Origin of the sequence: Maricaulis sp., from assembly GCF_048270265.1 — a bacterium.
Classification (GTDB): domain Bacteria; phylum Pseudomonadota; class Alphaproteobacteria; order Caulobacterales; family Maricaulaceae; genus Maricaulis.
Window position 1 is genome coordinate 1 of the sequence record NZ_JBLWTD010000020.1, and the last position, 25976, is coordinate 25976.

A 25976-nucleotide genomic window follows, 5' to 3' on the forward strand; every position below is an offset into this window, starting at 1 on the left:
GGCCTGTTGATGCAGGCCGGGCCGTTTGCATTGGGGGTGCGGGCCCACCTGTCAGTGTGCCTCTGGAGCCGGTGTCCCGACATTCCGGCGCGTGACGCGCATCGGCACTTCGATATCCGGTTGCAGGGTGATGCGCATTACCGGGACGGGGTGGCGTGTGCCGGCGAATTCGAAGCGCAGCTTGCGTAGCAGGCTGGCGAGCACGATCACCATCTCCATCATCGCGAAACGGGCGCCGATACACACGCGCGGCCCCAGTCCGAAGGGCAGCCAGGCATGACGCGGGATGGTGTCGGCCGCCTCGCCGAAAAAGCGTTCCGGCAGGAAGGTGTCGGCCTGCGGCCAGAAATCACGCTGGCGGTGCAGCAGCCAGGTCGAGACCAGGATATCGGTCTCGGGCGCGACCTCCAGCTCGGCCACCGTGTCGGCCGCGATCGAGGTGCGCGTCAGCATCGGCGCGGAGGGGTAGAGCCGCAGGCTCTCCTTGATGACGGCCGTGGTCCAGGGCAGGGCGTCCATCCAGGCCGCCGGATCGGTCTCGTCGAGCGGCGCCGCATCGATCTCGGCCTCAAGCCGCGCCAGCACGTCGGGGGATTGCGACAGCAGGTATAGCGTCCAGGTGAGCGAGCGCGCCGTGGTCTCGTGACCGGCGGCGAGGAAGGTGAGCAGATTGTCGACGATGGCGGTTTCGTCGAGACCGGCGCCGAGCAGAAGATCGAGGAAGTCCGGCGTCCGGCCCGCGGCCTCGGCACCGGGCTGGGCGCGGCGGGCGGCGGCGACATCGGCGACCTGGCTGCGCAGATCGGCGATCACCCGCCGGGCCGCGCCGTGGCCGACGCGCGGGATCCAGCCGGGCAGACCCAGCAGGTCGAAAACGTGAGGGATGCCGGTAATGTCGATCAGGCGGCAAATCCCGTCCGAGAAGCGCGTCTTGTCGAGCGCCTCGTCGCCGGAGAACAGCGTCTCGATCAACACATCGAGCGTCAGATCGATCATCGCATCGGAGAGGGAAATCTCGCGCCCCTCGACGGCCAGGAACGCCTCGGTCGCCTGGTCGCAAACCGTGCGGATCTTCGGCGCGAAGGCGCTGACATGGCGCGGCGTGAAGACCGGGGCGACCGCGTGGCGCGCTTTTTTCCAGACTTCGCCCTCGGCGGTCAGCAGCCCGTCACGCAGGAAGGGTTTGAGCACCGCCTGGCGCACGGGATTCATGCGGTAATTGGCAGCATTGGTGACGAAGCAGTGATGGATGGCGCCCGGGTCGTTGATCAGCAGGCTGTTGCGTCCCAGGAAGCGGAAGGGCGCAATGAGAAACGCGAAATGATGCTCGCTCCAGATCTCGAGGGGATTGCGGCTCATGGCCCGGAAATAGGTCCAGTAGTCAGATGGTGTCAGGCGCCCGACCTGGCTGTAGCGGGCATAGGGCGGCATGGGCGGCTGGAAGGCTTCACTGCCGGTCATCATCTCACTCCACACAGGGTCCCCGCCTGAGAGTGCAGCCTGCCCGTCATTCTCCTGCGGGCCAAGGCGCAAATGGTCGCGGCACGGGCCTTCCCTTGCGGGCAGGCGAGGGGGCAAGTGAGCGCTTCATTTCATCGCGCAACTGATCTAGGTTGCCGGCATGAAAATCATTGCTGCCCTTGCCTGTCTCCTGCTCACCACCGCCGCCCACGCCGATATGGACGAGGCCCGCCGCGCCTTTGCCGGCGGTCACTGGCAGGAAGCCGCCAGTCAGGCCCAGCTGGCCGGCGGCGCCGAGGGCTATGCCTATGCCGCGCGCGCCCTGGTGGCGCAGCTCATGCTCGAACCGGACTATCCCGATCGCCGCGCCCTGACGCGCCAGGCGGTCGATCTGGCCGAAGCCGCATTCCGCGAGGATAGTGAAAGCGCCGAAGCGCGGCTGCGGCTGGCGATCTCGCTGGGTTATAATGGCCGCTACATCAACACCATGCGCGCGCTCTTCCTGCGCCTGCCGCAACGCGGGCGGGCCCTGCTGGAATCCGTGGTGATGGATGATCCCGGCAATACCTGGGCCCTGGGCACGCTGGGGGCATGGAATCTCGAAGTCGTGCGCCGCGGCGGCACCCGCGGGATGGCCATGCTCGGCGCGTCGGTCGAGGCCGGTACCGGCTATTACAGCCAGGCGATCGCGCTCGACCCCGACAATCCGGCGCTACGCTATTTCCTCGCCCTGGGTCTGATTGCCCTGGACGATGCCGATCGCAACGAGATGGCCTGGCAGCAGCTGGAGATCGCGATCGAGCTCGAGCCGCGCGATGCCTTCGAGGCCGGCGTCCGCGACGAGGCGGTGCGATTGCTCGCCCTTCGCGAAGACCGCCAGGACGCGACCGCCTGGGCCACGGCGCGCATGACGCAATAAGCCTGCCCTCCGGCCTATTGGCTGGCCCAGACGATGCGGGCAATCCAGGCGATATCCACCAGTTTGACGATCCGCTCCGGCCCGGACGGGTCGAGCGATTTCAGCGTCACATCCTGTACGGTGCTGCGGCCCAGCTCCCAGCCACAGATCTCCCCGTCGCGCGTTTTCACCATCACCCGGTCGCCCGGACGCGGCCGGTCGTCGGGGGAGATGATCAGGCGGTCACCGGGCCGGTAGACCGGCAGCATGGCCTCGCCCTCGACGGTCAGGGCATAGGCCGTTCTGCTCCCGAGATCGGGGAAGGGCACGCGGTGCCAGCTCTCGCCAGTCGGCAGGCCGAGCGCATCAAACGCGCTGGCGCGATCCCCGTCGGCCAGGTCAAGCGCCGGCAGCGAGCGGCCCTCATTCTCTCCGCTGACGAGAGCGGCGAAATCCGCGAAACCGAGATTGGCCGCGCTCAGGGCCTTGGTCAGGCTTTCCGTCGAGGGCCAGCGCAGTTTGGTGCCGTCGGCGGAGACGCGTTTGGACGGGTTGAAAGTGGTTGAATCCAGTCCGGCACGCCGCGCCAACCCGGAGGGGCTGGTCTGCGCATGGGCGGCGAGACGGTCGATCCCGCGCCAGATTTGCTCGTGCGTGAACATGGCTTTGCATCCCTGGGCGCCCAAAAGCTACCGGAAAATACCCCGGCTCGCCAGACAGGCTTGCGTGTCACACGCGCGCGGGCTAACCCCAAGCGCATGAGCGAAAAGATTGCATACCGACTCGCAACGCCCGATGGCTGGGCTGCGGTCATGATGGCCGGCGTGTTCCGCGGCGAGCCGCATGATATCGCCGATGGTTTCATCCATCTCTCGGCCGCCGACCAGGTCGAGGGCACCTTGCTCAAGCATTATAATGACCATCCGCGCCTGATCCTGGCCGAGATTGATCTCGAGGCGCTGGGGGACAGCGTCAAATGGGAAAAATCCCGCGGCGGCGCGCTTTTCCCGCATGTCTATGGTGACATCCCGGCGAGTGCCGTGCGCGGTGTGCGCCATGTGCGCCGCAATGACGAGGGCGACTGGGTCCTGCCGGATCAATTGGGAGGCCAGTGGTGATCCACGATCTCATCGCCCGCGCCCTGCACGTCTTCGAGCCGGAGACAGCGCACCGTTTCGGCCTGATGGCCCTGAAATTCGGCCTTGGCCCGCGGCAATTGCGCCGCGATGACCCGATGCTGGCAACCCGCGTCGCCGGGCTCGACCTGCCCAATCCGGTCGGGCTGGCGGCCGGGTTCGACAAGAATGCCGAGGCGCCCGACGCGCTGCTAGCCGCCGGTTTCGGCTTTGTCGAGCTGGGCGCCGTGACACCGCGCGCCCAGGACGGCAAGCCGCGCCCGCGCATTTTCCGCCTCACCCCGGACCGCTCGGTGATCAACCGGATGGGCTTTCCCAATCAGGGGCTGGATGCGTTTGAAGTCCGGCTGCGCCGGCGGCAGGGACGCGGCGGCATTGTCGGCGTCAATCTCGGTGCCAATCTCGATAGCGAGGATCGCACGGCCGACTATGTCGCCTGCCTCGAGCGCCTGAAGGACCTGGCTCAATTCTTCACCGTCAATGTCTCCTCACCCAACACGCCGGGCCTGCGCAATCTGCAGGCTCACGGCGCGCTTGATGATTTGCTCGGTGCGGTGGCGCAGGTGCGCGGCAAGGCGCCGGTCTTTCTCAAGATCGCGCCCGATATCGGCGATGAGGAAGTGCCCGGCATGATCGACGCGATCGGCCGTCATGGTCTCGACGGGATCATTGTCTCCAACACGTCCATTCTCAGGCCCGGCAGCCTGACCAGTCCGCTGATGGGTGAGGCTGGGGGGCTGTCCGGCCCGCCCATCTTCGAACGTTCGACCGAGCTGGTGCGCGTGTTCCGCCGCGCTGCGGGACCGGACCTGGCGATTATCGGGGTTGGCGGGATCGACAGTGCGGATACGGCCTATGCCAAGATCCGCGCCGGTGCCAATGCGATCCAGCTCTATACGGGGCTGGTCTATGAGGGCCCCGGCCTGGTGCAGCGCATCAAGTCCGGTCTGGTCAAGCGGCTTCAGGCCGATGGCTTTGCCTCGGTCGCCGAGGCGGTCGGGGTGGATTGCAACCGGCGCTCCAGCGCCGGATAGGCGACCATCAAGGTGCCGGCCCGCGCGACGTAATAGATCATGAAGGCCAGCCAGACGCCGTCATTGCCCATGGGCGGTGCCAGCAGCCAGTCGGCGATGAGATAGATCACCACCGTTGCCAGCCCGGCATTGCGCAGGATGGCGCCGCTGGTCGTGCCGATGAAGACCCCGTCCATCAACCAGGCACCCGCCCCGAGGAAGGGGACAAGGGCGCACCAGGGCAGATAGCGGATCGCGGCGTCGCGCGCTTCGGGATCCTCGATCAGCAGGCTCAGGGCCGCAGGGCCGAACATCCATGTGAGCACCGCGAAGATCGCACCGGCGGCGAACATGGGCTCGCCCGTCAGGCGCACGGCGCGGCGCAGACCGGCCAGCGAGCGGCGGCCATAGGCGCGCCCCGCCTCGGTCTCGGCAACGAAGGCGAAGGCGTCGAGCACGAAGGCCCACAGCGTGATCACCTGCAGCAGGACGTGATTGCCGGCCAGGATGGCCGTGCCCTGGCGTGCGCCGGCATTGGCGAACCAGGTGAAGCCGATCACCAGGCTCCAGGTGCGGATCATCAGATTCATGTTGACGTTGAACATCTGGCCAATGGCCGCCGGATTGAGCAGGCTGACGCGATTGAGCACATCGGCGGCCCAGCCGCCCTGGCGCTTCAGGGCGTAGGCGGCAAAGCCCAGCCCGGTGACAAGCCCGGCCCATTCGGCAATCGCCGTCGCCGCACCGACGCCGCCGGGGCCATAGCCCAGACCCAGCACGAACCAGAGATCGAGCCCGATATTGATGGCGCTGAACACGGTATAGATCGCCAGCGTCGCGCTGTTGCGGCCCAGTCCGATCAGCCAGCCGGTCAGGGCGAAGGTCGCCAGCGCGGCGGGCGCGCCCCAGGCGCGGGCGAGCAGATAATCGGCCCCCTTGGTTTCGACATCGGGCGCGCCCTGCAAGATGGCAAAGCCAGCCCAGGCGATCGCATCGCGCAGCAGCCAGACCGCAAGGCCCAGCAGCACGGCAATCGCGCCGGCGCGCAGCAGGATGCGCTGGGTCTCGGCGCGCTCATGGGCCCCATCGGCCTGGGCCGTCAGCCCGGTCGTGCCCATGCGCAGGAAATAGAAGCTCCAGTAGAAGACCGAGAAGAGCGCGCCGCCCAGCGCCACCCCGCCCAGATCGCTCTTGTCGCCCGACAGGCCGAGCACAAAGGTGTCGACCACGCCGGCCAGCGGCACGGTGGCATTGGCCACCACGAGCGGCAGGGCGCGCTTGATGACTTCGAGACGGGTGAGTTCAGGATGGCTCGTCATGCGCCGCCACTAGCGCGGCCCGGCGCGGCTGGCAAGCCGGGTATCGGTCGCGCCCCGACCGGTGCTCAGGTCTTGCACACACCGTCGCGGCAGCGATCGCGCGGACGCATCGGTGCGAGCCAGCGATAGAGCATATCCAGCGGGATGCGGATCGGTGCCGGCCGCGTCAGCCAGGCGAGGAGGCCCCAGCCGGGCACACGTTCCCAGATCGCAATGAAGGCGGGCCAGCCATCAACCAGGCGGCCATCGGGGAGGCGGACATGCAGCGAGGCGAGAGCCGCCTTGCGGTCCACATCGCCGGGCAGATCGCCATTGGCGTCGTGCAGGCGGATGATGTGGTCACCATGGCAGGCATAGTGCGCCATCTCGTGGCGGCAGATCGGGCATCGCGCGTCATAATAGGCGATCAGCGGGCCGTTGGTATCCATGGCCTGATACTGCACCGGCAAGCGTGGCTGGCATAGCGGTCAAACCGTCGCATGCCGCGCCGCTTCCGGCCTCAGACGCCGGCGTCGGTGGCGCTGGGCGTGATGAGGAAATGACCGTGCAGGGTGGCCACCGGAGCGCCGCTGCGTCCCTGCCAGGCTTCGGCGCGGACATTGGCGACGCGGCGGCCGCTGCGATTGATGATGGCGCGGGCATAGACGTCGGCAGCCCGGCCCGGGCGCAGGTAGTCAATCGCGACATCAATCGGCCGTGGCAGGCGCTCGAGCGACTGGCCGGCCAGCAGCGAGGCCGAGGCGACGATTTCCAGGAAGGCACCGATTGCCCCGCCATGCAGGGCCGGGATCAGCGGATTGCCGACGAGGATTTCCGAATAGGGGAGAATGCCGGTCAGCTCATCGCCCTTCTGCTCCAGGCGAACCCCGAAGCGGGCGACATAGGGAGCGGCCAGCAAGGTCTCGATCAGGGCGCCGCTCATGCGATCTTCCCCGCCTGGAAGGCCTGGATTGCGCGCTCCTGCGCGGCTTTCGAGGCGCCGGTCACCATGAAGGCGGCCTGGGCCGTGGCGACGGGGTCGTCGATATCGCCGTCATGGGCGGTGGCACGCACGAAGGCGACGAGCCCGTGGGATTTGAGACAGACGGCCTCGGCGGTGACATCGAGGCCGGGTTTGGCGGGGCGCATATAGTCGAGCCGCAGGTCGAGCGTGGCCGGTGTGTCCTGGCCGCCGAAACCGCTGAAGGCCGCGAGGCCGCAGACATGGTCGAGCAGGGCGGTGATGACGCCGCCGTGCAATATGCCGCTCTCCGGATCGCCGACCAGGTCGGGCGAATAGGGCGCGCGCATCACGGCCAGGCCGGGTTTCAGGGAGACCAGGGTGAGGCCGAGTGCGACAGCGTGCGGGGAGCCGTCGACCAGAAGCGGCGCCAGCTCGTCGAGCAGGGTTTGCAGATCGGCGGGCGGTTGATCATCTTGCATGGACTGTTTCTAGTTCAGACCGTAGCGGCTCGCCAGATGGATTTCATCGCGCGTGGCGGCGCTGATCGACGATCTGCTCCAGGCCACTGACGACGGCATCACGCAGCGGATCGCCATTATTGGCCATGCGCGCCAGTTGGGCGAGGGCGGCGCGGTGCATCTCAACCACTTCTTCCTCGACGGCGGTATAGGTCTGTTGTTCGGCGATGAAGCGTTGCAGGGAACGGCCGACGCGGATGGCGAGGGGATCGCCGGTCAGCCGGGTCTCGTGCGCCAGGGCCTGGGCGGCAGAGCGTGCCGCAGCCATGGGGCTGGTCAGTCCGGCGTCGACATCGGCCATGCGCTTGAAACTGGGGCCGCGTTCGCGGCGGGGCCGGCGGCGGTCGGGGCCGACGAAGCGCGAGGCATCGACGAAGTCGCGCGGATCGCTCTGGATCGCTTTCAGCCGGTTGATCATCGTGATCGGGGCCAGCGGCGTGACCAGGTATTCGCTCGCTCCGGCGTCACGGGCACGCTCGATATCGGAGCGCGGGCGCGGCGAGGAGAGCAGGATGACCGGGATGTCGCGGCAGGCGCTGCCTTCATCGGTCCGGATGCGGCGCAACAGGCGGACGCGATCCTCGTCGGGATCGCTCTGGTCGGTCCAGTCGGCCACGATCAGCGCCGGCGCGCATTCGTGCAGTGCATGGATGGCGCGGCTGGCATGGGATTCGAGAATGATGTCGCGCACGCCGGCCTCGCGCAGCACATTGACCAGCAGGGTACGCATGAAGCTATTGGCGTTGAGCACAAGCGTCGGCCGGTTGGCCCAGCTGCGTGGGACCGGCGTTCGCGGGCCGGTTTCCGCCGCGGGGACAATGAGTTGCTGAGCGCTCATGTCCGCAAATTAGCGCGCGGAAGTTTCAATCCTGCCAATAGAGATGGTTAACCGGATGCCAATTCGCACCCGGCTGACGGCCTCAGTCGCGGCGCAGGGCGCGGATCACGCGGATGACGATCCAGATCGGCACCACAAGCACGGCGCCGAGCAGGAGATAGTCGACGGCCCACAGGGCGCTGTCGCTGATGAAGCCGATAAAGCGGCTCCAGGATTCCGCCAGCGTGCCGAAGAAATCGACCCAGAGCCGGCGCGGATTGACGTGGAAGGCGGCGAGGAAGAAACCCGCCAGCACGCACAGGAAAACCAGCCGGATCAGGTCCGAGGGGGCGAATTTCAGCAGGCGCTGCAGGAAGCTGCGCGGTGCTGCCGGGGCCGCGTCGGGCCGGTTTTCTTGGCGTTCGGTCATGGCGTCACTTTACCTTCAAATGCGGCACAATCGGGGCCGAAGCCCCGATCGCCGGCTGGGCTCAGCCCTTGCGGGTGATATGGACCTGATGCGGATAGGGAATCGAGATGCCATTCTTGTCGAATGCCTCTTTGACATTCTTCATCGCGTCGAAATAGACGCCCCAGTAATCGCCGGTCGCACACCAGGCGCGCACCACGAGATCGACCGAGGAGGCGCCATGCGCCTGTACCGCGGTAAAGACGGCCGGATCCTTGAGCACTCGGGCATCGGCGCCGAGCACGTCCTTGATGACGCCCATCGCCTTGTCGATATCATCGCCGTAATCGATCGAGAAACCCAGATCGACGCGGCGGGTCTCATTGGCGGAGTAATTGGTGATCACCGCGCCCCAGACTTCGCCATTGGGCACGATCACCTTCTTGTTGTCGCCGGTCGCCAGCACGGTGGTGAAGAGATTGATGTCCTTCACCGCGCCCGATTGTCCGGCCACCTCGACCCAGTCGCCCAGCCCGTAGGGGCGGAACAATACGATCATCACGCCGGCCGCGAGATTGGACAGTGTCCCCTGCAGCGCCAGGCCGATGGCCAGGGTTGCCGCGCCGAGCGTGGCCACAAGGCTGGTGGTCTCGACCCCGAAGCGCGACAGCACCGCGATCAACACCATGATCATCACGCCCCAATAGGCGAGGGAGGCAAAGAAACTGCCCAGCGTGTCGTCGATCCGATCGCTCTTGAACACCGCCTTGACGATCGCCTTGCGCACCATGCCGGCGACAATCAGGCCGGCAATCAGGATCGCCGCTGCGAGCACAAGATTGGTCCCGGCATCAAGGGCGCGCTGGGTGAGCACGGCAATGGTTTCGGGATTGAGGAATTCTTCGGGATTCATGGGGAGCTGTCCTGTCTGGTGTCGATTGGCCGGACGGGTAGCAAAGTTTGCGGGTTAGGGGAATGGGGGAGAAATGGACGCCACACGCGAAACCTGTATCCGTAGCAGCGTGGCCCCGTGTTTCGCCAGACAGAAGGAACAGGCTTGCTACGTCCTACGGTGCCGCATTGGCATATTTGCCAACCACATCCCTGATCCGCTCTTTGTACTTGTACAAATCATCCGCCCCATCGACATAAACCCGCTCCTCATTTTTCTCCGCATCGAAGAACACGACTGATTTGGTGGCGCCCTCCAGGAAGAGTCGGCAGATGGGTTTGCGGTTATTGTCGCCGAACAGGATGGCGCAGTAGGCCTTTGCGTCGCGCAGGGTGATATTCGCGGCGTCGGTGACTTCGGAGCCGATGGCACGGATGATGTAGAAGGCGCGCCACTCTTCTTCGGTCGTCTGAATATCGTCCTTGCGTGAGGGCGTAGCGGGTTGCGGATCACTCTCGGCCTCATCATCGCCGAGCGCGACTTCCAGCCGCTGGCGCACGCGCTGGCGCAGGATGTCATCGAAGGCACGCTTCACATTCGGCTTGAGCGTCTCGACCACTTTTGCCGTGAGATTGCCGTCGTAGAAGCTGCGACCGACGAGGCGCACAAAGTCATCGTCCGGGTCCTGCATCTGCGCCGTGATATAGCTGGCGGCGAGGCGGGTGTATTTGAGGGCCGATGCGGTTTCCTGCACCTGATCGATATCGAAGGCCGCCTTGGTGAACTTTTCCAGCTCGCGCAGATCGTTGTCGTCCCAAGCCTCCAACGAGAATTTGAAGAAGGGTTTTTCGTCCATCTTGTTTGGAGCGTCGATATCGGTGAAGAACCAGTATTCCGCGCCATTGGTGAGGATGGCGATGTGAACTTCGGTGACCCCAAAATAGCGATAGAGCTGGCTGTATTGCGCTGAGCTCAGCGAGCAGTTGAGTGGTTTGGCTTCCAGGATGAATTGAATTTTTCCGTCGATCGCGACGGCGTAGTCGACCTTTTCACCACGCTTCATGCCGACATCGGCGGTGAATTCCGGCATCACTTCCTGAGGGTCGAAGACATCAAAACCGAGCATTCCCAGGAAGGGGAGGATAACGGCGTTCTTTGTAGCCTCCTCGGCAAGATCTGGCCGGGCTTTCGCCTTGGCCAAGCGTCCGGACAATCCCGCAACAGCATCCTTGAAGTTCATCCCGTTCTCCCCGAGTAGCGCTCATTCATCCGCTTGAATCGCTTATACGCTTCCAACGGATTCTCAGCAACTTATGCGGGTTTGAATGGTTATAGCCTCCCGATATGAGGGGGCGAGCTGTCGGGCTGCGCGCAGAGTGGCGCGGGAGCGGTCGGGGCGCGACCTACCCCCCAGCCCCTACAGCCACCACGCCCGCCCCGGCCGTCACAGCCGTGACCATCGCCGCCTGGGCCGCGAGGATCGTGGCGAGATCGCCGGCGGCGGCGATCGGGCGGGCGAGGCCGGCCTGGGCCTGGGCGAGGCGCAGGGCGAGACGGGCGGCGGTGCGGGTGTCGGGCTTCGGCTTGAGTTCGCCGACGGCCTCGAAGGCCTCGACCAGCGCGTCGGCCATGGCGGGGCCGTTGCCGCTGGCGGCGAGGGTGGCAAGGCCGGTCTTGCCGGTGCCGTGGCGCAGGGCCGAGCGTCCGCGCACGGCGATATTCAGCGTGGTCCAGGCGCCGGCCAGGGCGGCCGGGTCCATCCGCGTTGTTGCGACTTCATAGGCGGCGGTTTCGGCATGACGGCGGGGCACGCCGGCGGTGACGAGCGCGTCGCGGGCCCGGATCAGGTGGGTGATGGCATCGTCGGGGGTTTCGCCCATGCCGGTGAAGGCGGCGGCCAGCACTTCCTCGCGTGCGGCATCGCGCTGCCACCAGGGCGCAGCGATGGCGTCGAGCACGTCAAAGAACTGATCCGCCTGCCAGGCATGGCCCCCCGAGGTGACCAGGGAGAGCGCGGCGCAGGAGCCGCCATGGGCGAGACTGCGGGCGCCGCGGGCCTTGCCCTGTGCCGCCAGGGCACGGCGGGCTTCGAGGAATTGCCCCGCGGTGCGGCCGCCGGCGACCAGGGCCGTGGCGAAGACCAGGCGCATCGGCCGGCTGGGCGAGCGCCAGGGACCGAGACCGGCATTGAGCTGGTCGCGGGTCTCGAAGCTTTTCTCGATCAGCGTCTCGATATCGTGCGGGGCATTGAGCGCGGCCAGCGCCGCGAAACGGGCATGCAGGCGTTCGCCCCGCGGCGCGCGTGCGTGAAACGCGGCGTCCAAGGCCTTAAAGCGCGCTGTGATCGCATGTCCCATGCCGGAAAATCCCTCAATTCATCCATTCAGGCGCTCTCTATGCCGCAGGCGCTGCATGCCGGGCAGAGGGACGGTTTTCTGCTTTGTCCCCCCTCGGCTCGCGCGCTAAGTCAAAGGGATGGATCTCGCCGACACGCCCACAACCCTGCCGCCGGCCTTCGAGGCCTGGTTTGCGGCGCGTGGCTGGAGCGCGCGGCCGCACCAGCTGGCGATGATTGCGGCAGCCTCGCGCGGCGAGGATGCGCTGCTGATCGCTCCCACGGGCGGCGGCAAGACGCTGGGTGGTTTCCTGCCCAGCCTGATCGAGCTGGCGGCGATTGCGGCGGCACAGCCGAAACAACGCCCGCATCGCCTGCACACGCTCTATATCTCGCCGCTCAAGGCGCTCTCGGTCGATGTCGCGCGCAATCTCACCACGCCCGTCACCGAAATGGGGCTCGATCTGCGCATCGAGACGCGCACCGGCGATACCTCACCCTCCAAGCGCCAGCGCCAGCGCGCCTCACCGCCCGACATATTGCTGACGACGCCGGAACAGCTGGCCCTGTTCTGCGCCTCGCCGAATGTCTCTACCTTCTTCGCCGATCTCAAACACATCGTGATCGACGAGATCCACGCCCTGGCGCCGCAAAAACGCGGCGATCTGCTCTCACTGGCCCTGTCGGCGATCTCACGCTGGGCACCGCAGGCGCGGCGCTTTGGCCTGTCGGCGACGATCAAGGATGAGGCCGAGCTGGCGCGCTGGCTGGCGGCGCAGACACCGGGCGCGCCGGAACGCCAGTCCGCGATCATTCGCGGTGCACCCGGCGCACGGCCCGAGGTCGAGATCCTCGATCCCAAGGAGCGCATCCCCTGGGCCGGGCATTCCGCGCGCCATGCGATGAGCGATGTCTATCAACGCATCAAGGCGGCGCGGCTGGCGCTGGTCTTCGTCAATACGCGCTCCCAGGCCGAGTTCACCTTCCAGGAGCTCTGGCGCCTGAACGAGGACAAGTTGGCGATTGCCCTGCATCACGGCTCGCTGGCACCGGAACAGCGCCGCAAGGTCGAGGCGGCGATGGCGGCGGGCAAGCTCGATGCGGTGGTGTGTACCTCGACGCTCGATCTCGGCATTGACTGGGGCGATGTCGATCTGGTGATCCAGATGGGCGCACCGAAGGGTTCCTCGCGACTGATCCAGCGGCTGGGCCGTTCCAATCACCAGCTCGACAAGCCCTCGCGCGCCCTGCTGGCACCGAGCAATCGCTTCGAGCACCTGGAATGCGAGGCCGCGCGCGCGGCCGTCGCCGCCAATGCGCTCGATGGCGAGCCCCTGCACCCGGGCGCGCTCGACGTGCTGGCCCAGCACATCATGGGCCGCGCCTGCGGCGAACCCTTTGCCGCCGGTGCCCTGTTCGACGAAATCCGCACCGCCATGCCCTATGCCGGGCTGGATCGCGAGACCTTCGACCGCGTGCTCGATTTCGCCGCCACCGGTGGCTATGCGCTCAACAGCTATGAACGCTTCCGCCGCATGGTGAAGACGCGTGAGGGTTTGTGGCAGGCCCGCACGCCGCAGATCGCCCAGCGCCACCGGCTCAATGTCGGTACGATTGTCGAGGCGCCGATGCTGGAGGTGGTGGTCTCCTCGCGTGGCCGCGGCGGACAGCGGCTCGGCCAGGTGGAAGAGTATTTCATCGAGCAATTGGCGCCGGGCGACACATTCCTCTTCGCCGGCCAGGTCCTGCGCTTTGAAGCCATTGAGGAGATGACGGCGCGGGTCACGCGCTCGACCGACACGACGCCGAAAATCCCCGCCTATAATGGCGGCAAATTCCCGCTCTCCACCTTCCTCGCCGCCCGGGTGCGCGAGATCGTGCAGGACCCGGCGCACTGGGCCAGCCTGCCGGACCAGGTTCGCGACTGGCTGGAAATCCAGCGCCTGCGCTCGGCCCTGCCCAGGGCGGATGGCCTGCTGGTCGAGACTTTCCCGCGCGCGGCGCATTTCTATCTCGTCTGCTATCCCTTCGAGGGCCGTCTGGCGCACCAGACACTGGGCATGCTGCTCACGCGACGGCTGGAACGTCTGCGCATGCGGCCGATGGGCTTTGTTGCCAATGAATATGCACTCGCGGTCTGGGGGCTGCGCGACATGTCCGGACTTGATCTCGACGCGCTGTTTGCCGAGGACATGCTCGGCGATGATCTGGAAGCCTGGCTGGCCGAGAGCGATTTGATGAAGCGGACCTTCCGCAATTGCGCCGTCATTGCCGGCCTGATCGAGCGCCGCTTTCCCGGTCAGGAAAAGAGCGGCCGCCAGATCACCTTCTCGACCGACCTGATCTACAATGTCCTGCGCGAGCATGAGAGCGACCACATCCTGCTGCGCGCCGCCTGGGCCGACGCCGGCACCGGCCTGCTCGATATTCACCGCCTCGGTGAGGCGCTGGCCCGCATCCAGGGGCATCTCACCCACCAGGCGCTGAGCCGTATCTCGCCCTTGGCGGTGCCGGTGATGCTGGAAATCGGCCGCGAATCCGTTCGGGGTGAGGGGCAGGAGAGCATTCTCATCGATGCCGCTGATGATCTGATCGCGGAGGCGACCCGCCTTGACTGAAGCCCGACGCTCCAGACTGCACGCCTTCGAGATCAATGGCGTCGCCGCGCTCGCCGATCCGGTCGGCGTGCTGCTCCTGCCCGACAGCGCGACCCTGATCGTCTCCGACCTGCATTTCGAGAAAGGCTCCGCCTATGCCGCGCGCGGCCAGCTGATCCCGCCCTATGACACCCGCTCCACCCTGCGGCGGCTGGGCGAAGCCATTGCCCGCCATCGCCCGGAGCGGGTGATCGCGCTGGGGGACAGTTTTCATGATCTCGGTGCCGATGGCCGTATGGATGAGGCTGATGCTGCGGCCCTGCAGGCGCTGGTCGCGTCGGTGGCGGACTGGGTGTGGATCGAGGGCAATCATGATCCGGCCCCGCCGCCGCGCTTTGGTGGCGTGATCCTGCATGAGCTGGCCGTGGATGCCCTGATCCTGCGGCACCTGCCGGCCGAGCGCGCCGCGCCGGGCGAGATTGCCGGGCATCTGCATCCCTGCGCCAAGGTGCGCGGCAAGGGGCGTGCCGTGCGGGCGCGTTGTTTCGCCACGGACGGGGCGCGTCTGGTGATGCCGGCGTTCGGGGCGTTCACCGGCGGACTGAATGTGTGCGATGCCGCTTTCGGCCGCTGTTTCGGGACGACGCCGGACGCGCTGGTGATGGGGCAGGACGCGGTCTACCCGGTGCGGGCTGCGAAACTGGTCCCGGACCGGTATCAGTCGCGGCCGAATATCACCGCTGCGAGATAACCGGCCAGCATCGCCAGGGCGACGCAGAACAGGCCGTAAATCATCGGCGCATTGTGGGCGAACTCATAGATCACCCGCTCGAAGCCGGCCTTCTCGACGCGCAGGCTTGTGGTGCGGCTCGCGACCGGGCGGCCGTCGCGGAAGAGATAGACCTCGGCATTGTAATTGCCGACCGGCGTGCGCGGCGGCATCTTGAGCACGGCGCGGAACAGGCCGCCATCGAGCACGTCGACGCCGCCCGGAGTTTCGGCATAGAGCGCGTCGCGGCCACCGGCGCGGGCGACTGCGGCGCGATAGGTTTCCAGCACGGCCTCCTCCGGCAGTTCACGTTCATCATTGCTGCCGGGTTGCAGGAAGCTGGTCAGGCCAATGCCGTTGCGGGCCAGCGCTTCCGGGCTTGCAATCACGTCCAGCGGCAGCGAGCTGGCAATGGCGTAATAGGTCGGCACGGCGTCAAACTCGACCGGTGCCGCATTGACCCAGATGCCGAAACTGCGCCGCTTGCGCATGACGCGCAGATCCTGCTCCGGCCCGCGCAGCACGACGATGATCTCGTCGCGCAGGGTCAGTCCGCGCGTTGCGCCGTAGAGCACCAGCGAGGTGCCGGCGAAATTTTCGCGGATCTCGACCGTCTCCTGGGTCAGCGCGGCCATGATGCCGGGCGCCTCATTGATCACCGGTTGCTGGAGGGTCAGGGCCAGGCCGAGGGCGAGCGCGATCATTGTGTTGCCCCGTTCTCGATGACCACGAACAGGTCAGCCGGTGTCACGACCAGGTCGAGCCCGAGCTTGATGCAGACGCCGACCACCATGATCGCCAGCAGGGCGCGCAATTCCTCGGCCTTGACCTTGCGTCCGGCGCGGGCCCCGAACTGGGCTCCGACCACGCCGCCGACCGTGAGCATCATTGCCAGCACGACATCGACGGTCTGGTTCTGGGCGGCCTGCAGGAAGGTGGTCAGCGCCGTGACGAACAGGATCTGGAACAGCGAGGTGCCGACCACGACATTGGTCGGCATGCGCAGGATATAGATCATCGCCGGCACGATCACGAAACCGCCGCCAACGCCCATGATCGCCGACAGGGCGCCCACGAAGAAGCCGATCACGACGGGCGGGATGACGGAGATGTAGAGGCCGGAGCGCGGGAAGCGCATCTTGAAGGGCAGGGTGTCGATCCAGCCGCGCTTGGACCGCCCGACGCCGCCCTCACGCCGCGGTGTGGGCCGGTCGCGCCGCAGGATGGACCGGACGCTCTCGACAAACATCAGTGTGCCGATCGTGCCAAGGAAGCCGACATAGCTCAGCGAAATGATCAGGTCGATCTGGCCCATCTGGCGCATCGCGGTGAAGATCTGGACGCCGACGAAGGAGCCGGCAAAGCCGCCGAGCAGGAGCAGACCACCCATTTTCGGGTCGAGGGTCTGGCGGCGCCAGTGGGCGAGGGCGCCCGAGGCCGAGGAGGCGACGATCTGGTTGGCCTGGCTGGAGACGGCGACGGCTGGCGGGATGCCGATGAAGAAAAGGAGGGGCGTCAGAAGGAAACCGCCCCCGACCCCGAACATGCCCGACAGGAAACCCACGCCGGTACCCAATCCCAACAGCAAGAAGATGTTTACCGATATCTCGGCTATCGGGAGGTATATTTGCACCGCCCGCTACCCCGCTGCAGCGCGTTCGAGCCGGTCGAGCAGGTTGGCGTCGACACGCCCCGTTTGCGGCAGTCCCTGATCGGCTTCGAAGGCCATCACGGCCTCATAGGTCTGCCCGCCGATCATGCCGTCGATCGGTCCGGGCGAATAGCCCAGCGCGGCGAGGAAGCCCTGGGCGCGGTAGACTGTTCCGGAGTCGGCGACCGGCGTCTGCTCCCACGGAAGGTCGCGATACAGGCCATTGGCTTCCGCATCGATCGGCCGCGGCTGGAAGGTGGCGGCAATACCGCGTGCCTCGGTGAGGGCAGCCGGTTCGATCATTTCCTCCAGCGCGGCCGCGCGCTGCGAGGCGGTCGGGTCGGATTCGCTGGCGGCGATGCTGTACCAGGTGAAGGCGTCGGGCAGGCTCAGGGGAACGCCCTGGCCGCTCTCGAACAACAGGGCGAGATTGAATTGGGAATCGCGAAGGCCCAGCAGGGCGGCTTCCTGAAACCAGCGCGCGGCCTCGTCAAAATTCACCGCAGTGCCGGTGCCGTAATAATACATCACGGCCAGATTGTGCATCGCCCGGCGATGGCCGGCATTGGCGGCCCGTTCGGTCCAGCGGCGCGCCGCCTCAAGATCGATCGCCACACCTTCGCCCGTTTCGAGCAATTTGCCATAGCGATATTGCGCGGCGGGAATGCCCTGTTCGGCGGCGCGGCGCAGCAGGATGGCGGCGGTCGCGCTATCGCCGGCCTCGAGGCTGCGCATGCCGAGCAGATAGCGCGCGACAGGGTTGCCGTCGGCGGCGGCGCTTTCCAGGGTCATCGCCCCGGCATTGGCCGTGCTGCGTTGCGGCGCGGTGCGGGCGGGCTCGGAGCGCGGTGCGTCCAGGGCAGGCATGCTGGTTCCGGAAGCGTCGGCCACGGCATTGGCCGGTGCCGTGTTCATGGCCTCGACCTCGACAGGCGGGGTTTCGACTTCAGGCGCGGGCGTGGCATCGACGGGGTTGGCGGGCGTTGCCGGCGGAGTGCTGGCAGGGCCGGCGGGTGTTTCGGTGGCAAACCCGGCCTCGACCGAGGCGACGAAACTGCGTTCCTGGACGGCATTGGCCGCCTGGCTGTCGGCATCACCGCGAATGGCTTCCCAGACCAGGATGGCGCCGGCACCGCCGAGCATCACCAGCGCGACAACCGGCAGGGCGACGAGCAGGGTGCGGCCGAGCCGGGAGGGCCGGCTGCCATTGTCATAGTCGGCCGACTGGTTCTGGACGCGGGTGCGGTCACGCGCGGCGGCGAGGAAGTCGGCATCCGCTGTCGCGCCGATCCGCTGGGTGGCCGGGCGGGGCGCTGCCTGTGATGCCGGCTGTGGCGCGGCTTGCGGTGCGGGCTGAGGTGCAGGCTGCAAGACGGGCTGGTGTGCCGGCTGGAGCACGGGCTGAGACAGGGTTGCGGGCTGTTCGGCCATGGCCGCCGCGGCCGGGCGTGGCTGCGGTGCTGGCCGGGCGGCGGGGGCTGCAACCGGCTCGGGCGCACGCAGGACCGGTGCGGCCAGTGGCGCCTCCGGCTTGCGGGGTTGCGGCGCCGGTGCCGCGGTTTCGGCAATCGCGGGCGCGGTCGGTTCAGCCGTGAGGAAGGGATCGTCATCCTCCGGCGCGTACTGGCTGCGCGGCGTTTCCGCCTGTGGCGGCGGCGCCAGTGGCGTGTCGAAGTCGATTGTCTCGGCAAGCGGTTCGGCTGCGTCGTTCGCGGCGTCGGTTTCGCTCTCGGTTTCGCTCTCGGTTTCGGTTTCAGCTGCCGCTTCGGCTTCGTCCTCGAGCTTGCGTGCCTCGATCGCCTCGAGGCGGTCGGCGAGGGCCGACATGGCGCGTTGAACCGGCGAGAGCACTTCCTCGGTATCGGCCCGCACGGTGGCGAGGCGATCCTTGACGCCGGTCATGGCGTCCTCGATGCGCTGGGCGGTGCGCTCTTCCGATTGGCGCATCCGGTCTGCGAGCGCCTCGTCGGAAGCGAGCTTCTGTTCGTCGAGCCGGGCAATGACCTCGGCCATCCGGTCGGTCGCGGCGGCGACGGCCGTGGAGGATTGCGCCTCGGCATGCGCGATGCGGTCGGCGAGGGCCTTGCCCATGCGCGTGACTTCATCGCCCATGCGGCGCAGGGATTCCTTGCCCTCCTGGCGGACATCATCAAGCTTGCGATCGAGAATTTGCTCCGAGCGCGTATCGCGCAGGGCATCCTGGGTGCGGCGCTCGTTTTCGGTCAGGCGGCGTTCGATCGCGCCGGCCAGCTTGGTCAGCTCATTGCCGAGCTTGTGCATGCCATTGCCCTGGCGGCGTTCGGCATCGTCGATACGGCCGAGCGCCTGGGTCAGCGCGGTCTCGAGCCGGTCGACGCGTGGTTCGGCGGCAACATTGCTCAGGGCGCTGGCGAGCTGGGACCGGGTCTCGGCGATCATGCTGGCGACTTCGCCGGACAGGCGATCAAAGCGCCGTTCCAGTTCGACATTGTCGCCGGAATTGCGCGTTTCCAGTGTTTTCAACCGGTCTTCCAGCCGGGCCACCGTCTGGTCCAGCGTCCGGGCCGCGTCATTGGTCTGGCGTTCGGCACCTTCAACGCGCAGGCGCAGGCTGTCGGTGGCGCGGTGCAGGCCATTGAGCACTTCGCTGGCGCGTTCATCGCGACGTTTGGCCTGGTCGGCAAGGTCGGCGGCGCGGTGTTCGGCCCGCTCCAGCTTGAGGGCCAGGGATTCCGTTGCCTTGCGTGAGGCCTCGCCCTGTTCCTTGACCTGCTGGCCGGTGTCATGCAGCCGAGCGGCGATATCATTCTCATGTTCGTAGAGCCGGCGTGCCAGCTTCATGATCGTGGTTTCGATCGCCTTGCCGGCTTCGGGATTGCCGGTGGAGCTTCCGGACTCGATCTGCGCGATCCGTGTGGCCAGATCGTCCTGTCCCTGGCGGACGCGGCTGAGATCCTCGCGCGTTTCCTCAAGCTGTTCCGACTGGCGCTCGCTGCTGCGGCCGACCTTGTCGACGAGCTGGTTGATCGCCTTGTCGAGGCTGCTGAGCGTTTGGGAGGACTGGTGTTCGGCCGCCTCAATCCGCTCGGTGAGACGATTGACCATGGCGCGCAGCAGGCGATCCTCGCCGGGATCGGCCGGGGCGCTGCCGCCCGCGAAACCGGGAAAGCCCTCAAGGGCATCGTCCCAGCGCGTGTTGGCCGGATCGGAATCGTCAAGAATCACCCGGTTGAGCCACTCGCCCAGGGTGACCCCGTCATGACGCGCAGCCGTCTTGGCACGCGCCCGAGCGCGGGGATCGATTCCCTTGACGCTCCAAGGACCTGCAGACGACATGCGAATCGCTCACCTAATTGCCCAGCCTCAAGCTACCGGGCGGTTAATATTGTGTAAACCAAGGCAGGGAACGCTATATGTAGTGTTTCCACACCCAATCCAGAAAATCGGCGCCGAAATGCCAAAATCCTGAGTCTGAACAAGGCTCCGACTCGGTTAACGCGCCGTAAAACCTGTGGACAGATCGCGTCAATCGTTGCCGTTCAACGCGTCGTTCCCGGCGCCGTCATCAGTATCGGCATCCGTATTCGCTCCGGCATCGGCCGTGTCATCCGCGTCGGCGGTGGCATCGGTTTCGAGTTCGGCGTCTGGACCGGCATCGTCCGCGTCGTTCGTATCGGCGCTGGAATCGGTTTCCGTTTCGGTGTCGAGACCGTCATCTGCCGCGTCGTCCGTATCGGCACTGGCATCTGTTTCCGCTTCGGGGTCGAGGCCGGTATCGTCCGCGTCGTCCGTATCGGCGCTGGCATCTGTTTCCGCTTCGGCGTCGAGGCCGGCATCGGCCGCGTCATCCGTATCGGCGCTGGCATCGGTTTCCGCTTCGATATCGAGACCGGCATCGGCCGCGTCGTCCGTATCGGCAGTGGCACCGGTTTCCGCTTCGGCGTCTAGGCCGGCATCGGCCGTGTCATCCGCGTCGGCAGTGGCATCGGTTTGCGCTTCGGTATCGAGACCCGCCTCGGGCGTGTCATCCGTGTCGGCGGCGAGGGTGGCGTCCGTTTCCGCTTCGGCGTTCGCCGCGGTCGGGGGCGCGTTGAAATAATTCGGGGCGATTGCCTGCAATTGCGCGTTCATTACCGACGCCTCGCGGACCGGCAGTGTGGTGGCTGCGGCGGGGAGTGTGACGGCGATGTCGAACAGCATCCAGGCTGACTCGACATCGGCCTGGCTGGCTGCATAGCGGCCGGCATGCCAGTAGGTCATCGAGCAATAGGGATCGGCCAGGGCGCTGTTGGTGAAGAGAGTCAGCGGATCGAGATCCGGCGCGACCCCGGTGTCGACCGTGCGCAGGACGGCGAGGGTTTCGGCAGCGAGCAGATTGGCGGCGGCGCCAGCCAGATCGGTGCGGTCGAGATAGGGGCGCAGGCCTGCAAGCGCGACAACTCGGTCACTCTGGAGTGCGGCGAGGCTCGCCATCAAATCCTCGAACTCGCCATCGCCGAGGCCGGCGGCAACCAGTTGCGATATTCGCGTGCAGAGCGGGTCGGTCGAGCGCGTCGGGCAGGCTCCGACATGGTGCGAGGCCTGGTAAAGCGCCAGCAGGGCGCCGGCCTTGTCGCCGTCACTCGCCATCGAATTGGCGGCGTCGAGAAAGGCCTGTTCATCGGGGCTGGCTGCAGGCAGCGCCGCGGCGTCGAACCCGGCCTGGACCAGCGGCGCGATGCCGGGATCCGGCCATGCATAGTCAGCCGCCGCCGCGGATTCGAGATTTTCCGGCCAGGGGAAGCGGGCCGTGCTTTCGCCGGCGCTGAGCCGCGTCCACACTTCGCGCCGTCCATCGGGGCTGCTGGGGCTGAAGACAATGTAGCCGAAACGGGCGGGGATGCCGGTCAGCCCGGACATGACATTGAGCGCATCGGGGTGGATGGGCGTGGTGTGGCGCAACCAGCGCCGGAACAGTTCGACATCGGCCGGGCGGCCATCATCGCCAGGGGTGAAGCCGAGAATGACGGCGCCATCGGCATTGCGGCGAATTTCAGTAGCGCCGGTGTCTGTCGCGGTGACAACCATCGGCACTTCGGCCAGGCGCACACCCATGGCGGCCTCGATCCAGAAGCGCTCGAAACGGCTGCCATCGGGGCCGGTGACCTCATCCAGCTCGCCGTTATGGGTATAGAAGGAGAAGGTGTCCATCTGCCGGTGGACATGGCCGATGATGGGCCGGTTTCGCATCACCGGCGCGGTCAGTGTTGCGGCGCGGGTCAGGATGCGGGCCTGCCGGAAATCGATCACCGCCGCGCCCGGATCCGTGGCCTCGGTGACATAGCCGTCGCCGATGATGATTTCGCGGGTCTCGGTCGACTGCACCGTGCCGTCGAGGTCGAAACGCTCGATGCGCCAGCGTGTGCGCAATACGCGGTCATCGATCTCGCCGCGGCTGGCAAGATAGCCGGCGCGGCTCAGAAATCCGCCGGCGGGCGTATAGGCCGCCATCTCGACCGCCGCGCTCTGGCGGACGACTGAGAACGGGTCGTCGGCGGTCTGCAGGGCAAGTGCCGGGGCGCAGAGCGATGCGCTCGCAAGGGCAAGGGCGGCGAGGAGGCGAAGGCGGGTTGATCGGGTCATCGGGCAACATTGCCGTGCGGCGATCCCTGAGGAAAGGGGAGAGTGGAAAAACATCTGCGCAAGAGGGTCAGAAATCAAAATGACGTTGACGTTCGCGTAAGGGTGTGGGCATGATGCAGCATGAGCAAACCGGTCGCACCTGATTCCGAATTTACCATTCGCGAGCTGTCGCAGGAATTCGATGTGACGCCGAGAACCCTGCGCTTTTACGAGCAGAAGGGCATGATCCATCCGGTCCGGCGCGGCGCCAGCCGCGTCTATTCCGCGATCGACCATGCCCGGATCGAACTGATCCTGCGCGGCAAGCGCGTTGGTTTTGCCCTCGACGAGATCAAGGAAATCCTGGATCTTGAGCCGATCTATCGTGGCGGCCGCGAGCGGATCGAGCCGGCGATCGAACGCTTCGAGGCGCGCATCAAGGTCCTCAAGCAGCAGCGCGAGGATGTCGATCACGCCATCGCCGAATTGCAGGCCGGTCTGGACTGGATGCGTGACCGGCTCGCCGACCGCGTCCCGACTGAAGAAGTGCGCCGCCGTGCCCGTGCCTTCGAGGCCCTGGCCGCGGCGCGTCTCGACCCTTGGTCAAGCCTGAACGCGGAATAGCCACAACACACACAACCCTTTTTGCCCTCTACGCCCCATCGGAGATAACCACATGACAACCCCTTATCGCGCGCCCGTTCGTGACCAGCGTTTTGTTCTCCATGATGTGCTGAATATCGCTCAATACAGCGACCTGCCCGGCTTTTCCGACGCCGACACCGACACGATCGACGCTATCCTCGAAGAGGGCGGGAAGTTTTGTGAAGGCGTGCTCGCACCGCTCTCCCATATCGGGGATGTCGAGGGCTGCGTCCGCGATACCGACGGCAATGTCAAAACGCCGACGGGTTTCAAGGATGCCTTCAAGCAGATGGGTGAAGCGGGCTGGACCTCACTCTCCCAGGACCCGGAATATGGCGGTCAGGGCCTGCCGCATGTGCTCAACTTGGCATTCAATGAAATGGTTTCCGCGGCCAATATGGCCTTCGGCATGTATCCGGGCCTGACCCTCGGTGCCGCAGCGGCGCTCCACACCGGTGGCAGCGACGAGCAGAAGCGCCTCTATCTGCCCAAGATGATTGCCTGCCAGTGGGGCGGCACCATGAACCTGACCGAGCCGCAGTGCGGTACCGATCTGGGCATGTTGCGCACCAAGGCCGTGCCGCAGGCTGACGGCACCTACAAGATTACCGGCCAGAAGATCTGGATTTCCTCGGGCGAGCACGACATGGCGGAGAATATCATCCACCTCGTCCTGGCCCGCATCGAAGGCGCGCCGGAAGGCGTGAAGGGGATCTCCCTCTTCGTGGTGCCGAAATTCCTGCCCGATGCCGATGGCAATCCGGGCGCCCGCAACACGCTGAAATGCGGCGGGCTGGAAGAGAAAATGGGCATCCACGGCAATGCCACCTGCGTGATGGATTATGACGAGGCGACCGGCTGGCTGGTTGGCGAGGAAAACAAGGGCCTCAAGATCATGTTCGTCATGATGAATGAAGCCCGTCTCGGCGTTGGCCTGCAGGGCTATGCCCTTGCCGAAGCCGCCTATCAGCAATCCCTCGGTTTCGCGCTCGACCGTCTGCAGGGACGTTCCCTGACCGGACCGAAAAACCCGGAAGGCCCGGCCGATCCGATCATCGTGCATCCCGATGTCCGTCGCATGCTGATGGACCAGAAGTCCTTCGTCGAAGCAGCGCGATGTTTCGGGCTGTGGACCGCGCTGCAGGGCGATCTCGAGGAAAAAGCCTCGGATCCGAAAGTGCGCGAGAAGGCCGGCGATTACATGGCGCTGCTCACCCCGGTGGTGAAGGGCTATCTCACCGGCAAGGGCTTCGACATGGTCTCCAACGGGTTGCAGATCCATGGCGGATCCGGATTCACCGAGGAGTGGGGCGCCTCGCAATTGCTGCGCGATGCCCGCATCACCCTGATCTATGAAGGCACGAACGGCATCCAGGCGCTCGATCTGGTCGGCCGCAAGCTGGCCATGAACGGCATGCGTCCGATCATGAGCTTCTTCGCCGAGCTCGACGCCTTTGTTGCCGCCGGTGGCGGCGAGAGCGAACAGCCCTTCATTGCCGCCGTCGCCGACTGCAAGGCCAAGCTCGAGGAAGCCACCAATTGGCTGGTCGAGAACGGGTTGAAGGATTTCAATAATGCCGGCGCGGCCTCGCACGACTATCTTCAGCTCTTCGGCCTGACCTGCCTGACCTATATGTGGGCCAAGATGGCCAAGGTTTCGGCGGCGAAAATCGCGGCCGGTGACAGCGATCCGATCTATGCCAACAAGATCAAGACCGGCGTCTATTTCGTCGAGCGCTGGGTGCCGGAAGGCGCCATGCATCTCGCCAAGGTCAAGACCGGCGCCGATGCGATGATGGCGCTTTCGGCCGAGGAGTTCTGAGGCCAGGCCTGAAGGTCGCAGCGAACACAATAAAAACGACACGAGCACCATAACACTGGGGAGTGGGTGATATGCAGGATCCGTTGAACGTGCCCAAGCCGGCCTGGCTTGACCGCGAGGACGTCAATATCTTTTCCGAAGCCGTTGCCGGCTTCCTCGAAAAGGAATGCACACCCAATGCCGAGCGCTGGGAAAAGGCGGGCATTGTCGATCGCGAGCTCTGGTACAAGGGCGGCGAGGCCGGCCTGCTCGTGCCGTCCTGCCCGGAGGAATATGGCGGCGCCGGTGGCGACTGGCGTCATGACTATGTCTTCCACATGCAGGCCTCGATGCGCGGCACCGGCGGCTGGGGCGCCTCGCTGCACAATTCCATCATCGGCCCCTATATCTGGCATTACGGCTCGGAAGAGCAGAAGCATCGCATCCTGCCGCAAATGGTGTCCGGCGAACTGGTCGGCGCCATCGCGATGAGCGAGCCGCATGCCGGTTCCGACCTGCAGGCGATCAAGACCACCGCCGTCAAGGACGGCAATGGCTACCGCATCAATGGCGCCAAGACCTTCATCACCAATGGCGGCACCGCCAATCTGATCATCGTCGTCGCCAAGACCGATGCATCAAAAGGCTATGACGGCACCTCCCTTTTCCTCGTCGAGACCGACGGGCTGGAAGGCTTCCGCCGCGGCAAGCTGCTCGACAAGGTCGGCCTCAAATCCCAGGACACCGCCGAGCTCTTCTTCGACAATGTCTGGGTTCCGGCCAGCGCCCTGCTCGGTCCGGAAGAGGGCCAGGGCTTCATCCAGCTGATGCAGCAATTGCCCCAGGAACGCCTGCAGATCGCCGTCCAGGGTGTCGGCGTCATGAAGCGCGCCCTGATCGAGACGATTGCCTATGTGAAGGAACGCGAAGCCTTCGGCCGCCCGATCATCAAGTTCCAGAACACCCAGTTCAAACTCGCCGAATGCAAGACCAAGGCGACGCTGGCGGAAGTCTTCGTCCATCATTGCTCCGAACGTCTGCTCAACGGCACGCTCGATGTCTCGACCGCCTCGATGGCGAAATACTGGGTGTCGGACGTCCAGAACGAGGTCGTCGATGAATGCGTCCAGCTTCATGGTGGCTACGGCTTCATGAATGAATATCCGATCGCCAAGATGTGGCGCGACAGCCG

At 65.9% G+C, this 25976-nt stretch carries 23 protein-coding genes; 8 read left to right on the plus strand and 15 right to left on the minus strand.

Going from position 1 to position 25976, the window contains the following annotated elements; all coding sequences use genetic code 11:
• Positions 1 to 51: 51 nt before the first annotated feature.
• On the minus strand, positions 52 to 1461 hold the full coding sequence (locus ACN0YF_RS10910; protein ID WP_417494396.1) for a cytochrome P450: 1410 nt from the start codon (positions 1459 to 1461) through the stop codon (positions 52 to 54).
• A 160-nt stretch (positions 1462 to 1621) separates the two neighbouring features.
• Between ACN0YF_RS10910 and ACN0YF_RS10915 the strand changes: the two genes are divergently transcribed.
• Positions 1622 to 2380 carry a hypothetical protein gene (locus ACN0YF_RS10915; RefSeq protein WP_417494397.1) on the plus strand — a complete coding sequence of 253 codons (759 nt, stop codon included), beginning with the start codon at positions 1622 to 1624 and terminating at the stop codon, positions 2378 to 2380.
• 14 nt (positions 2381 to 2394) lie between these two features.
• Here the strand turns inward: ACN0YF_RS10915 and ACN0YF_RS10920 are convergent, their stop codons facing one another.
• Positions 2395 to 3021 carry a S24 family peptidase gene (locus tag ACN0YF_RS10920; protein ID WP_417480969.1) on the minus strand — a complete coding sequence of 209 codons (627 nt, stop codon included), beginning with the start codon at positions 3019 to 3021 and terminating at the stop codon, positions 2395 to 2397.
• Between the two features lie 96 nt (positions 3022 to 3117).
• Here ACN0YF_RS10920 and ACN0YF_RS10925 point away from each other — a divergent pair, with 96 nt between their 5' ends.
• Positions 3118 to 3477 (plus strand): DUF952 domain-containing protein, encoded by a 360-nt coding sequence (locus ACN0YF_RS10925; RefSeq protein WP_417494398.1) that lies wholly within the window; start codon positions 3118 to 3120, stop codon positions 3475 to 3477.
• A complete protein-coding gene (locus ACN0YF_RS10930) occupies positions 3471 to 4529 on the plus strand; it encodes a quinone-dependent dihydroorotate dehydrogenase (RefSeq protein WP_417494399.1) in 1059 nt (352 codons plus the stop codon). Before ACN0YF_RS10925 ends, ACN0YF_RS10930 begins: the two co-directional genes overlap by 7 nt.
• Here ACN0YF_RS10930 and ACN0YF_RS10935 read toward each other — a convergent pair.
• From ACN0YF_RS10935 to ACN0YF_RS10975, 9 genes are all read right to left on the minus strand, one after another.
• Complete coding sequence (locus ACN0YF_RS10935) at positions 4457 to 5827, minus strand: MATE family efflux transporter (RefSeq protein WP_417494400.1); 1371 nt, start codon at positions 5825 to 5827, stop codon at positions 4457 to 4459. The genes ACN0YF_RS10930 and ACN0YF_RS10935 overlap by 73 nt on opposite strands.
• Positions 5828 to 5892: 65 nt before the next feature.
• Positions 5893 to 6255 (minus strand): thiol-disulfide oxidoreductase DCC family protein, encoded by a 363-nt coding sequence (locus ACN0YF_RS10940; RefSeq protein WP_417494401.1) that lies wholly within the window; start codon positions 6253 to 6255, stop codon positions 5893 to 5895.
• A gap of 71 nt (positions 6256 to 6326) precedes the next feature.
• On the minus strand, positions 6327 to 6749 hold the full coding sequence (locus ACN0YF_RS10945) for a PaaI family thioesterase (protein WP_417480974.1): 423 nt from the start codon (positions 6747 to 6749) through the stop codon (positions 6327 to 6329).
• Positions 6746 to 7249, minus strand: a complete 504-nt coding sequence (locus ACN0YF_RS10950) for a PaaI family thioesterase (protein ID WP_417480975.1) — start codon at positions 7247 to 7249, stop codon at positions 6746 to 6748. Before ACN0YF_RS10950 ends, ACN0YF_RS10945 begins: the two co-directional genes overlap by 4 nt.
• 43 nt (positions 7250 to 7292) lie before the next feature.
• Entirely contained in the window at positions 7293 to 8126 is an 834-nt protein-coding gene (locus tag ACN0YF_RS10955; RefSeq protein WP_417494402.1) for a response regulator, read from the minus strand.
• Positions 8127 to 8208: 82 nt separating this feature from the next.
• Positions 8209 to 8535, minus strand: a complete 327-nt coding sequence (locus ACN0YF_RS10960; RefSeq protein WP_417494403.1) for a DUF6460 domain-containing protein — start codon at positions 8533 to 8535, stop codon at positions 8209 to 8211.
• Between the two features lie 61 nt (positions 8536 to 8596).
• Positions 8597 to 9427 (minus strand): mechanosensitive ion channel family protein, encoded by an 831-nt coding sequence (locus ACN0YF_RS10965; RefSeq protein WP_417480978.1) that lies wholly within the window; start codon positions 9425 to 9427, stop codon positions 8597 to 8599.
• Positions 9428 to 9581: 154 nt separating this feature from the next.
• Positions 9582 to 10646, minus strand: coding sequence for a type I restriction endonuclease (locus tag ACN0YF_RS10970; RefSeq protein WP_417494404.1), 1065 nt, complete (start codon positions 10644 to 10646; stop codon positions 9582 to 9584).
• A gap of 163 nt (positions 10647 to 10809) precedes the next feature.
• Positions 10810 to 11763: a hypothetical protein gene (locus tag ACN0YF_RS10975; protein ID WP_417494405.1), complete on the minus strand. Its 954-nt coding sequence runs from the start codon at positions 11761 to 11763 to the stop codon at positions 10810 to 10812.
• 118 nt (positions 11764 to 11881) lie between these two features.
• Between ACN0YF_RS10975 and ACN0YF_RS10980 the strand changes: the two genes are divergently transcribed.
• Together ACN0YF_RS10980 and pdeM are read left to right on the plus strand one after the other, a co-directional pair.
• Positions 11882 to 14359: a ligase-associated DNA damage response DEXH box helicase gene (locus ACN0YF_RS10980; protein ID WP_417494406.1), complete on the plus strand. Its 2478-nt coding sequence runs from the start codon at positions 11882 to 11884 to the stop codon at positions 14357 to 14359.
• Positions 14352 to 15089 (plus strand): ligase-associated DNA damage response endonuclease PdeM, encoded by a 738-nt coding sequence (gene pdeM / locus ACN0YF_RS10985; RefSeq protein ID WP_417494407.1) that lies wholly within the window; start codon positions 14352 to 14354, stop codon positions 15087 to 15089. Before ACN0YF_RS10980 ends, pdeM begins: the two co-directional genes overlap by 8 nt.
• Here the strand turns inward: pdeM and ACN0YF_RS10990 are convergent.
• The 4 genes from ACN0YF_RS10990 to ACN0YF_RS11005 all read right to left on the minus strand — a co-directional run bounded on the left by ACN0YF_RS10990 (position 15056) and on the right by ACN0YF_RS11005 (position 22359).
• Complete coding sequence (locus ACN0YF_RS10990; protein WP_417480982.1) at positions 15056 to 15811, minus strand: TIGR02186 family protein; 756 nt, start codon at positions 15809 to 15811, stop codon at positions 15056 to 15058. The genes pdeM and ACN0YF_RS10990 overlap by 34 nt on opposite strands.
• Positions 15808 to 16740, minus strand: a complete 933-nt coding sequence (locus ACN0YF_RS10995) for a sulfite exporter TauE/SafE family protein (RefSeq protein WP_417480983.1) — start codon at positions 16738 to 16740, stop codon at positions 15808 to 15810. Before ACN0YF_RS10995 ends, ACN0YF_RS10990 begins: the two co-directional genes overlap by 4 nt.
• A 6-nt stretch (positions 16741 to 16746) precedes the next feature.
• A complete protein-coding gene (locus ACN0YF_RS11000) occupies positions 16747 to 20073 on the minus strand; it encodes a peptidoglycan-binding protein (RefSeq protein ID WP_417494408.1) in 3327 nt (1108 codons plus the stop codon).
• Between the two features lie 189 nt (positions 20074 to 20262).
• Positions 20263 to 22359 (minus strand): hypothetical protein, encoded by a 2097-nt coding sequence (locus ACN0YF_RS11005; RefSeq protein WP_417494409.1) that lies wholly within the window; start codon positions 22357 to 22359, stop codon positions 20263 to 20265.
• Between the two features lie 120 nt (positions 22360 to 22479).
• On the opposite strand from ACN0YF_RS11005, the gene ACN0YF_RS11010 reads away from it, so the two are divergent.
• The 3 genes from ACN0YF_RS11010 to ACN0YF_RS11020 all read left to right on the plus strand — a co-directional run.
• Positions 22480 to 22962: a MerR family transcriptional regulator gene (locus ACN0YF_RS11010; protein ID WP_417480986.1), complete on the plus strand. Its 483-nt coding sequence runs from the start codon at positions 22480 to 22482 to the stop codon at positions 22960 to 22962.
• 52 nt (positions 22963 to 23014) lie between these two features.
• Positions 23015 to 24805 carry an acyl-CoA dehydrogenase C-terminal domain-containing protein gene (locus tag ACN0YF_RS11015; RefSeq protein WP_417494410.1) on the plus strand — a complete coding sequence of 597 codons (1791 nt, stop codon included), beginning with the start codon at positions 23015 to 23017 and terminating at the stop codon, positions 24803 to 24805.
• Positions 24806 to 24876: 71 nt separating this feature from the next.
• A partial coding sequence (locus ACN0YF_RS11020; protein ID WP_417494411.1) for an acyl-CoA dehydrogenase family protein occupies positions 24877 to 25976 on the plus strand: 1100 nt, incomplete at its 3' end.

What these genes read in the sequence shown, in the direction of transcription:
- ACN0YF_RS10940 (WP_417494401.1), bottom strand. Translation starts at nt 6,255, where the DNA reads ATGGATACCAACGGCCCGCTGATCGCCTATTATGACGCGCGATGCCCG.
- ACN0YF_RS10935 (WP_417494400.1), bottom strand. Translation starts at nt 5,827, where the DNA reads ATGACGAGCCATCCTGAACTCACCCGTCTCGAAGTCATCAAGCGCGCC.
- ACN0YF_RS10990 (WP_417480982.1), bottom strand. Translation starts at nt 15,811, where the DNA reads ATGATCGCGCTCGCCCTCGGCCTGGCCCTGACCCTCCAGCAACCGGTG.
- ACN0YF_RS10965 (WP_417480978.1), bottom strand. Translation starts at nt 9,427, where the DNA reads ATGAATCCCGAAGAATTCCTCAATCCCGAAACCATTGCCGTGCTCACC.
- ACN0YF_RS10975 (WP_417494405.1), bottom strand. Translation starts at nt 11,763, where the DNA reads ATGGGACATGCGATCACAGCGCGCTTTAAGGCCTTGGACGCCGCGTTT.
- ACN0YF_RS10950 (WP_417480975.1), bottom strand. Translation starts at nt 7,249, where the DNA reads ATGCAAGATGATCAACCGCCCGCCGATCTGCAAACCCTGCTCGACGAG.
- ACN0YF_RS10945 (WP_417480974.1), bottom strand. Translation starts at nt 6,749, where the DNA reads ATGAGCGGCGCCCTGATCGAGACCTTGCTGGCCGCTCCCTATGTCGCC.
- ACN0YF_RS10925 (WP_417494398.1), top strand. Translation starts at nt 3,118, where the DNA reads ATGAGCGAAAAGATTGCATACCGACTCGCAACGCCCGATGGCTGGGCT.
- ACN0YF_RS11010 (WP_417480986.1), top strand. Translation starts at nt 22,480, where the DNA reads ATGAGCAAACCGGTCGCACCTGATTCCGAATTTACCATTCGCGAGCTG.
- ACN0YF_RS10915 (WP_417494397.1), top strand. Translation starts at nt 1,622, where the DNA reads ATGAAAATCATTGCTGCCCTTGCCTGTCTCCTGCTCACCACCGCCGCC.
- ACN0YF_RS10920 (WP_417480969.1), bottom strand. Translation starts at nt 3,021, where the DNA reads ATGTTCACGCACGAGCAAATCTGGCGCGGGATCGACCGTCTCGCCGCC.
- ACN0YF_RS10980 (WP_417494406.1), top strand. Translation starts at nt 11,882, where the DNA reads ATGGATCTCGCCGACACGCCCACAACCCTGCCGCCGGCCTTCGAGGCC.
- ACN0YF_RS11005 (WP_417494409.1), bottom strand. Translation starts at nt 22,359, where the DNA reads ATGACCCGATCAACCCGCCTTCGCCTCCTCGCCGCCCTTGCCCTTGCG.
- ACN0YF_RS10910 (WP_417494396.1), bottom strand. Translation starts at nt 1,461, where the DNA reads ATGACCGGCAGTGAAGCCTTCCAGCCGCCCATGCCGCCCTATGCCCGC.
- ACN0YF_RS11015 (WP_417494410.1), top strand. Translation starts at nt 23,015, where the DNA reads ATGACAACCCCTTATCGCGCGCCCGTTCGTGACCAGCGTTTTGTTCTC.
- ACN0YF_RS10960 (WP_417494403.1), bottom strand. Translation starts at nt 8,535, where the DNA reads ATGACCGAACGCCAAGAAAACCGGCCCGACGCGGCCCCGGCAGCACCG.
- ACN0YF_RS10955 (WP_417494402.1), bottom strand. Translation starts at nt 8,126, where the DNA reads ATGAGCGCTCAGCAACTCATTGTCCCCGCGGCGGAAACCGGCCCGCGA.
- ACN0YF_RS11000 (WP_417494408.1), bottom strand. Translation starts at nt 20,073, where the DNA reads ATGTCGTCTGCAGGTCCTTGGAGCGTCAAGGGAATCGATCCCCGCGCT.
- ACN0YF_RS10970 (WP_417494404.1), bottom strand. Translation starts at nt 10,646, where the DNA reads ATGAACTTCAAGGATGCTGTTGCGGGATTGTCCGGACGCTTGGCCAAG.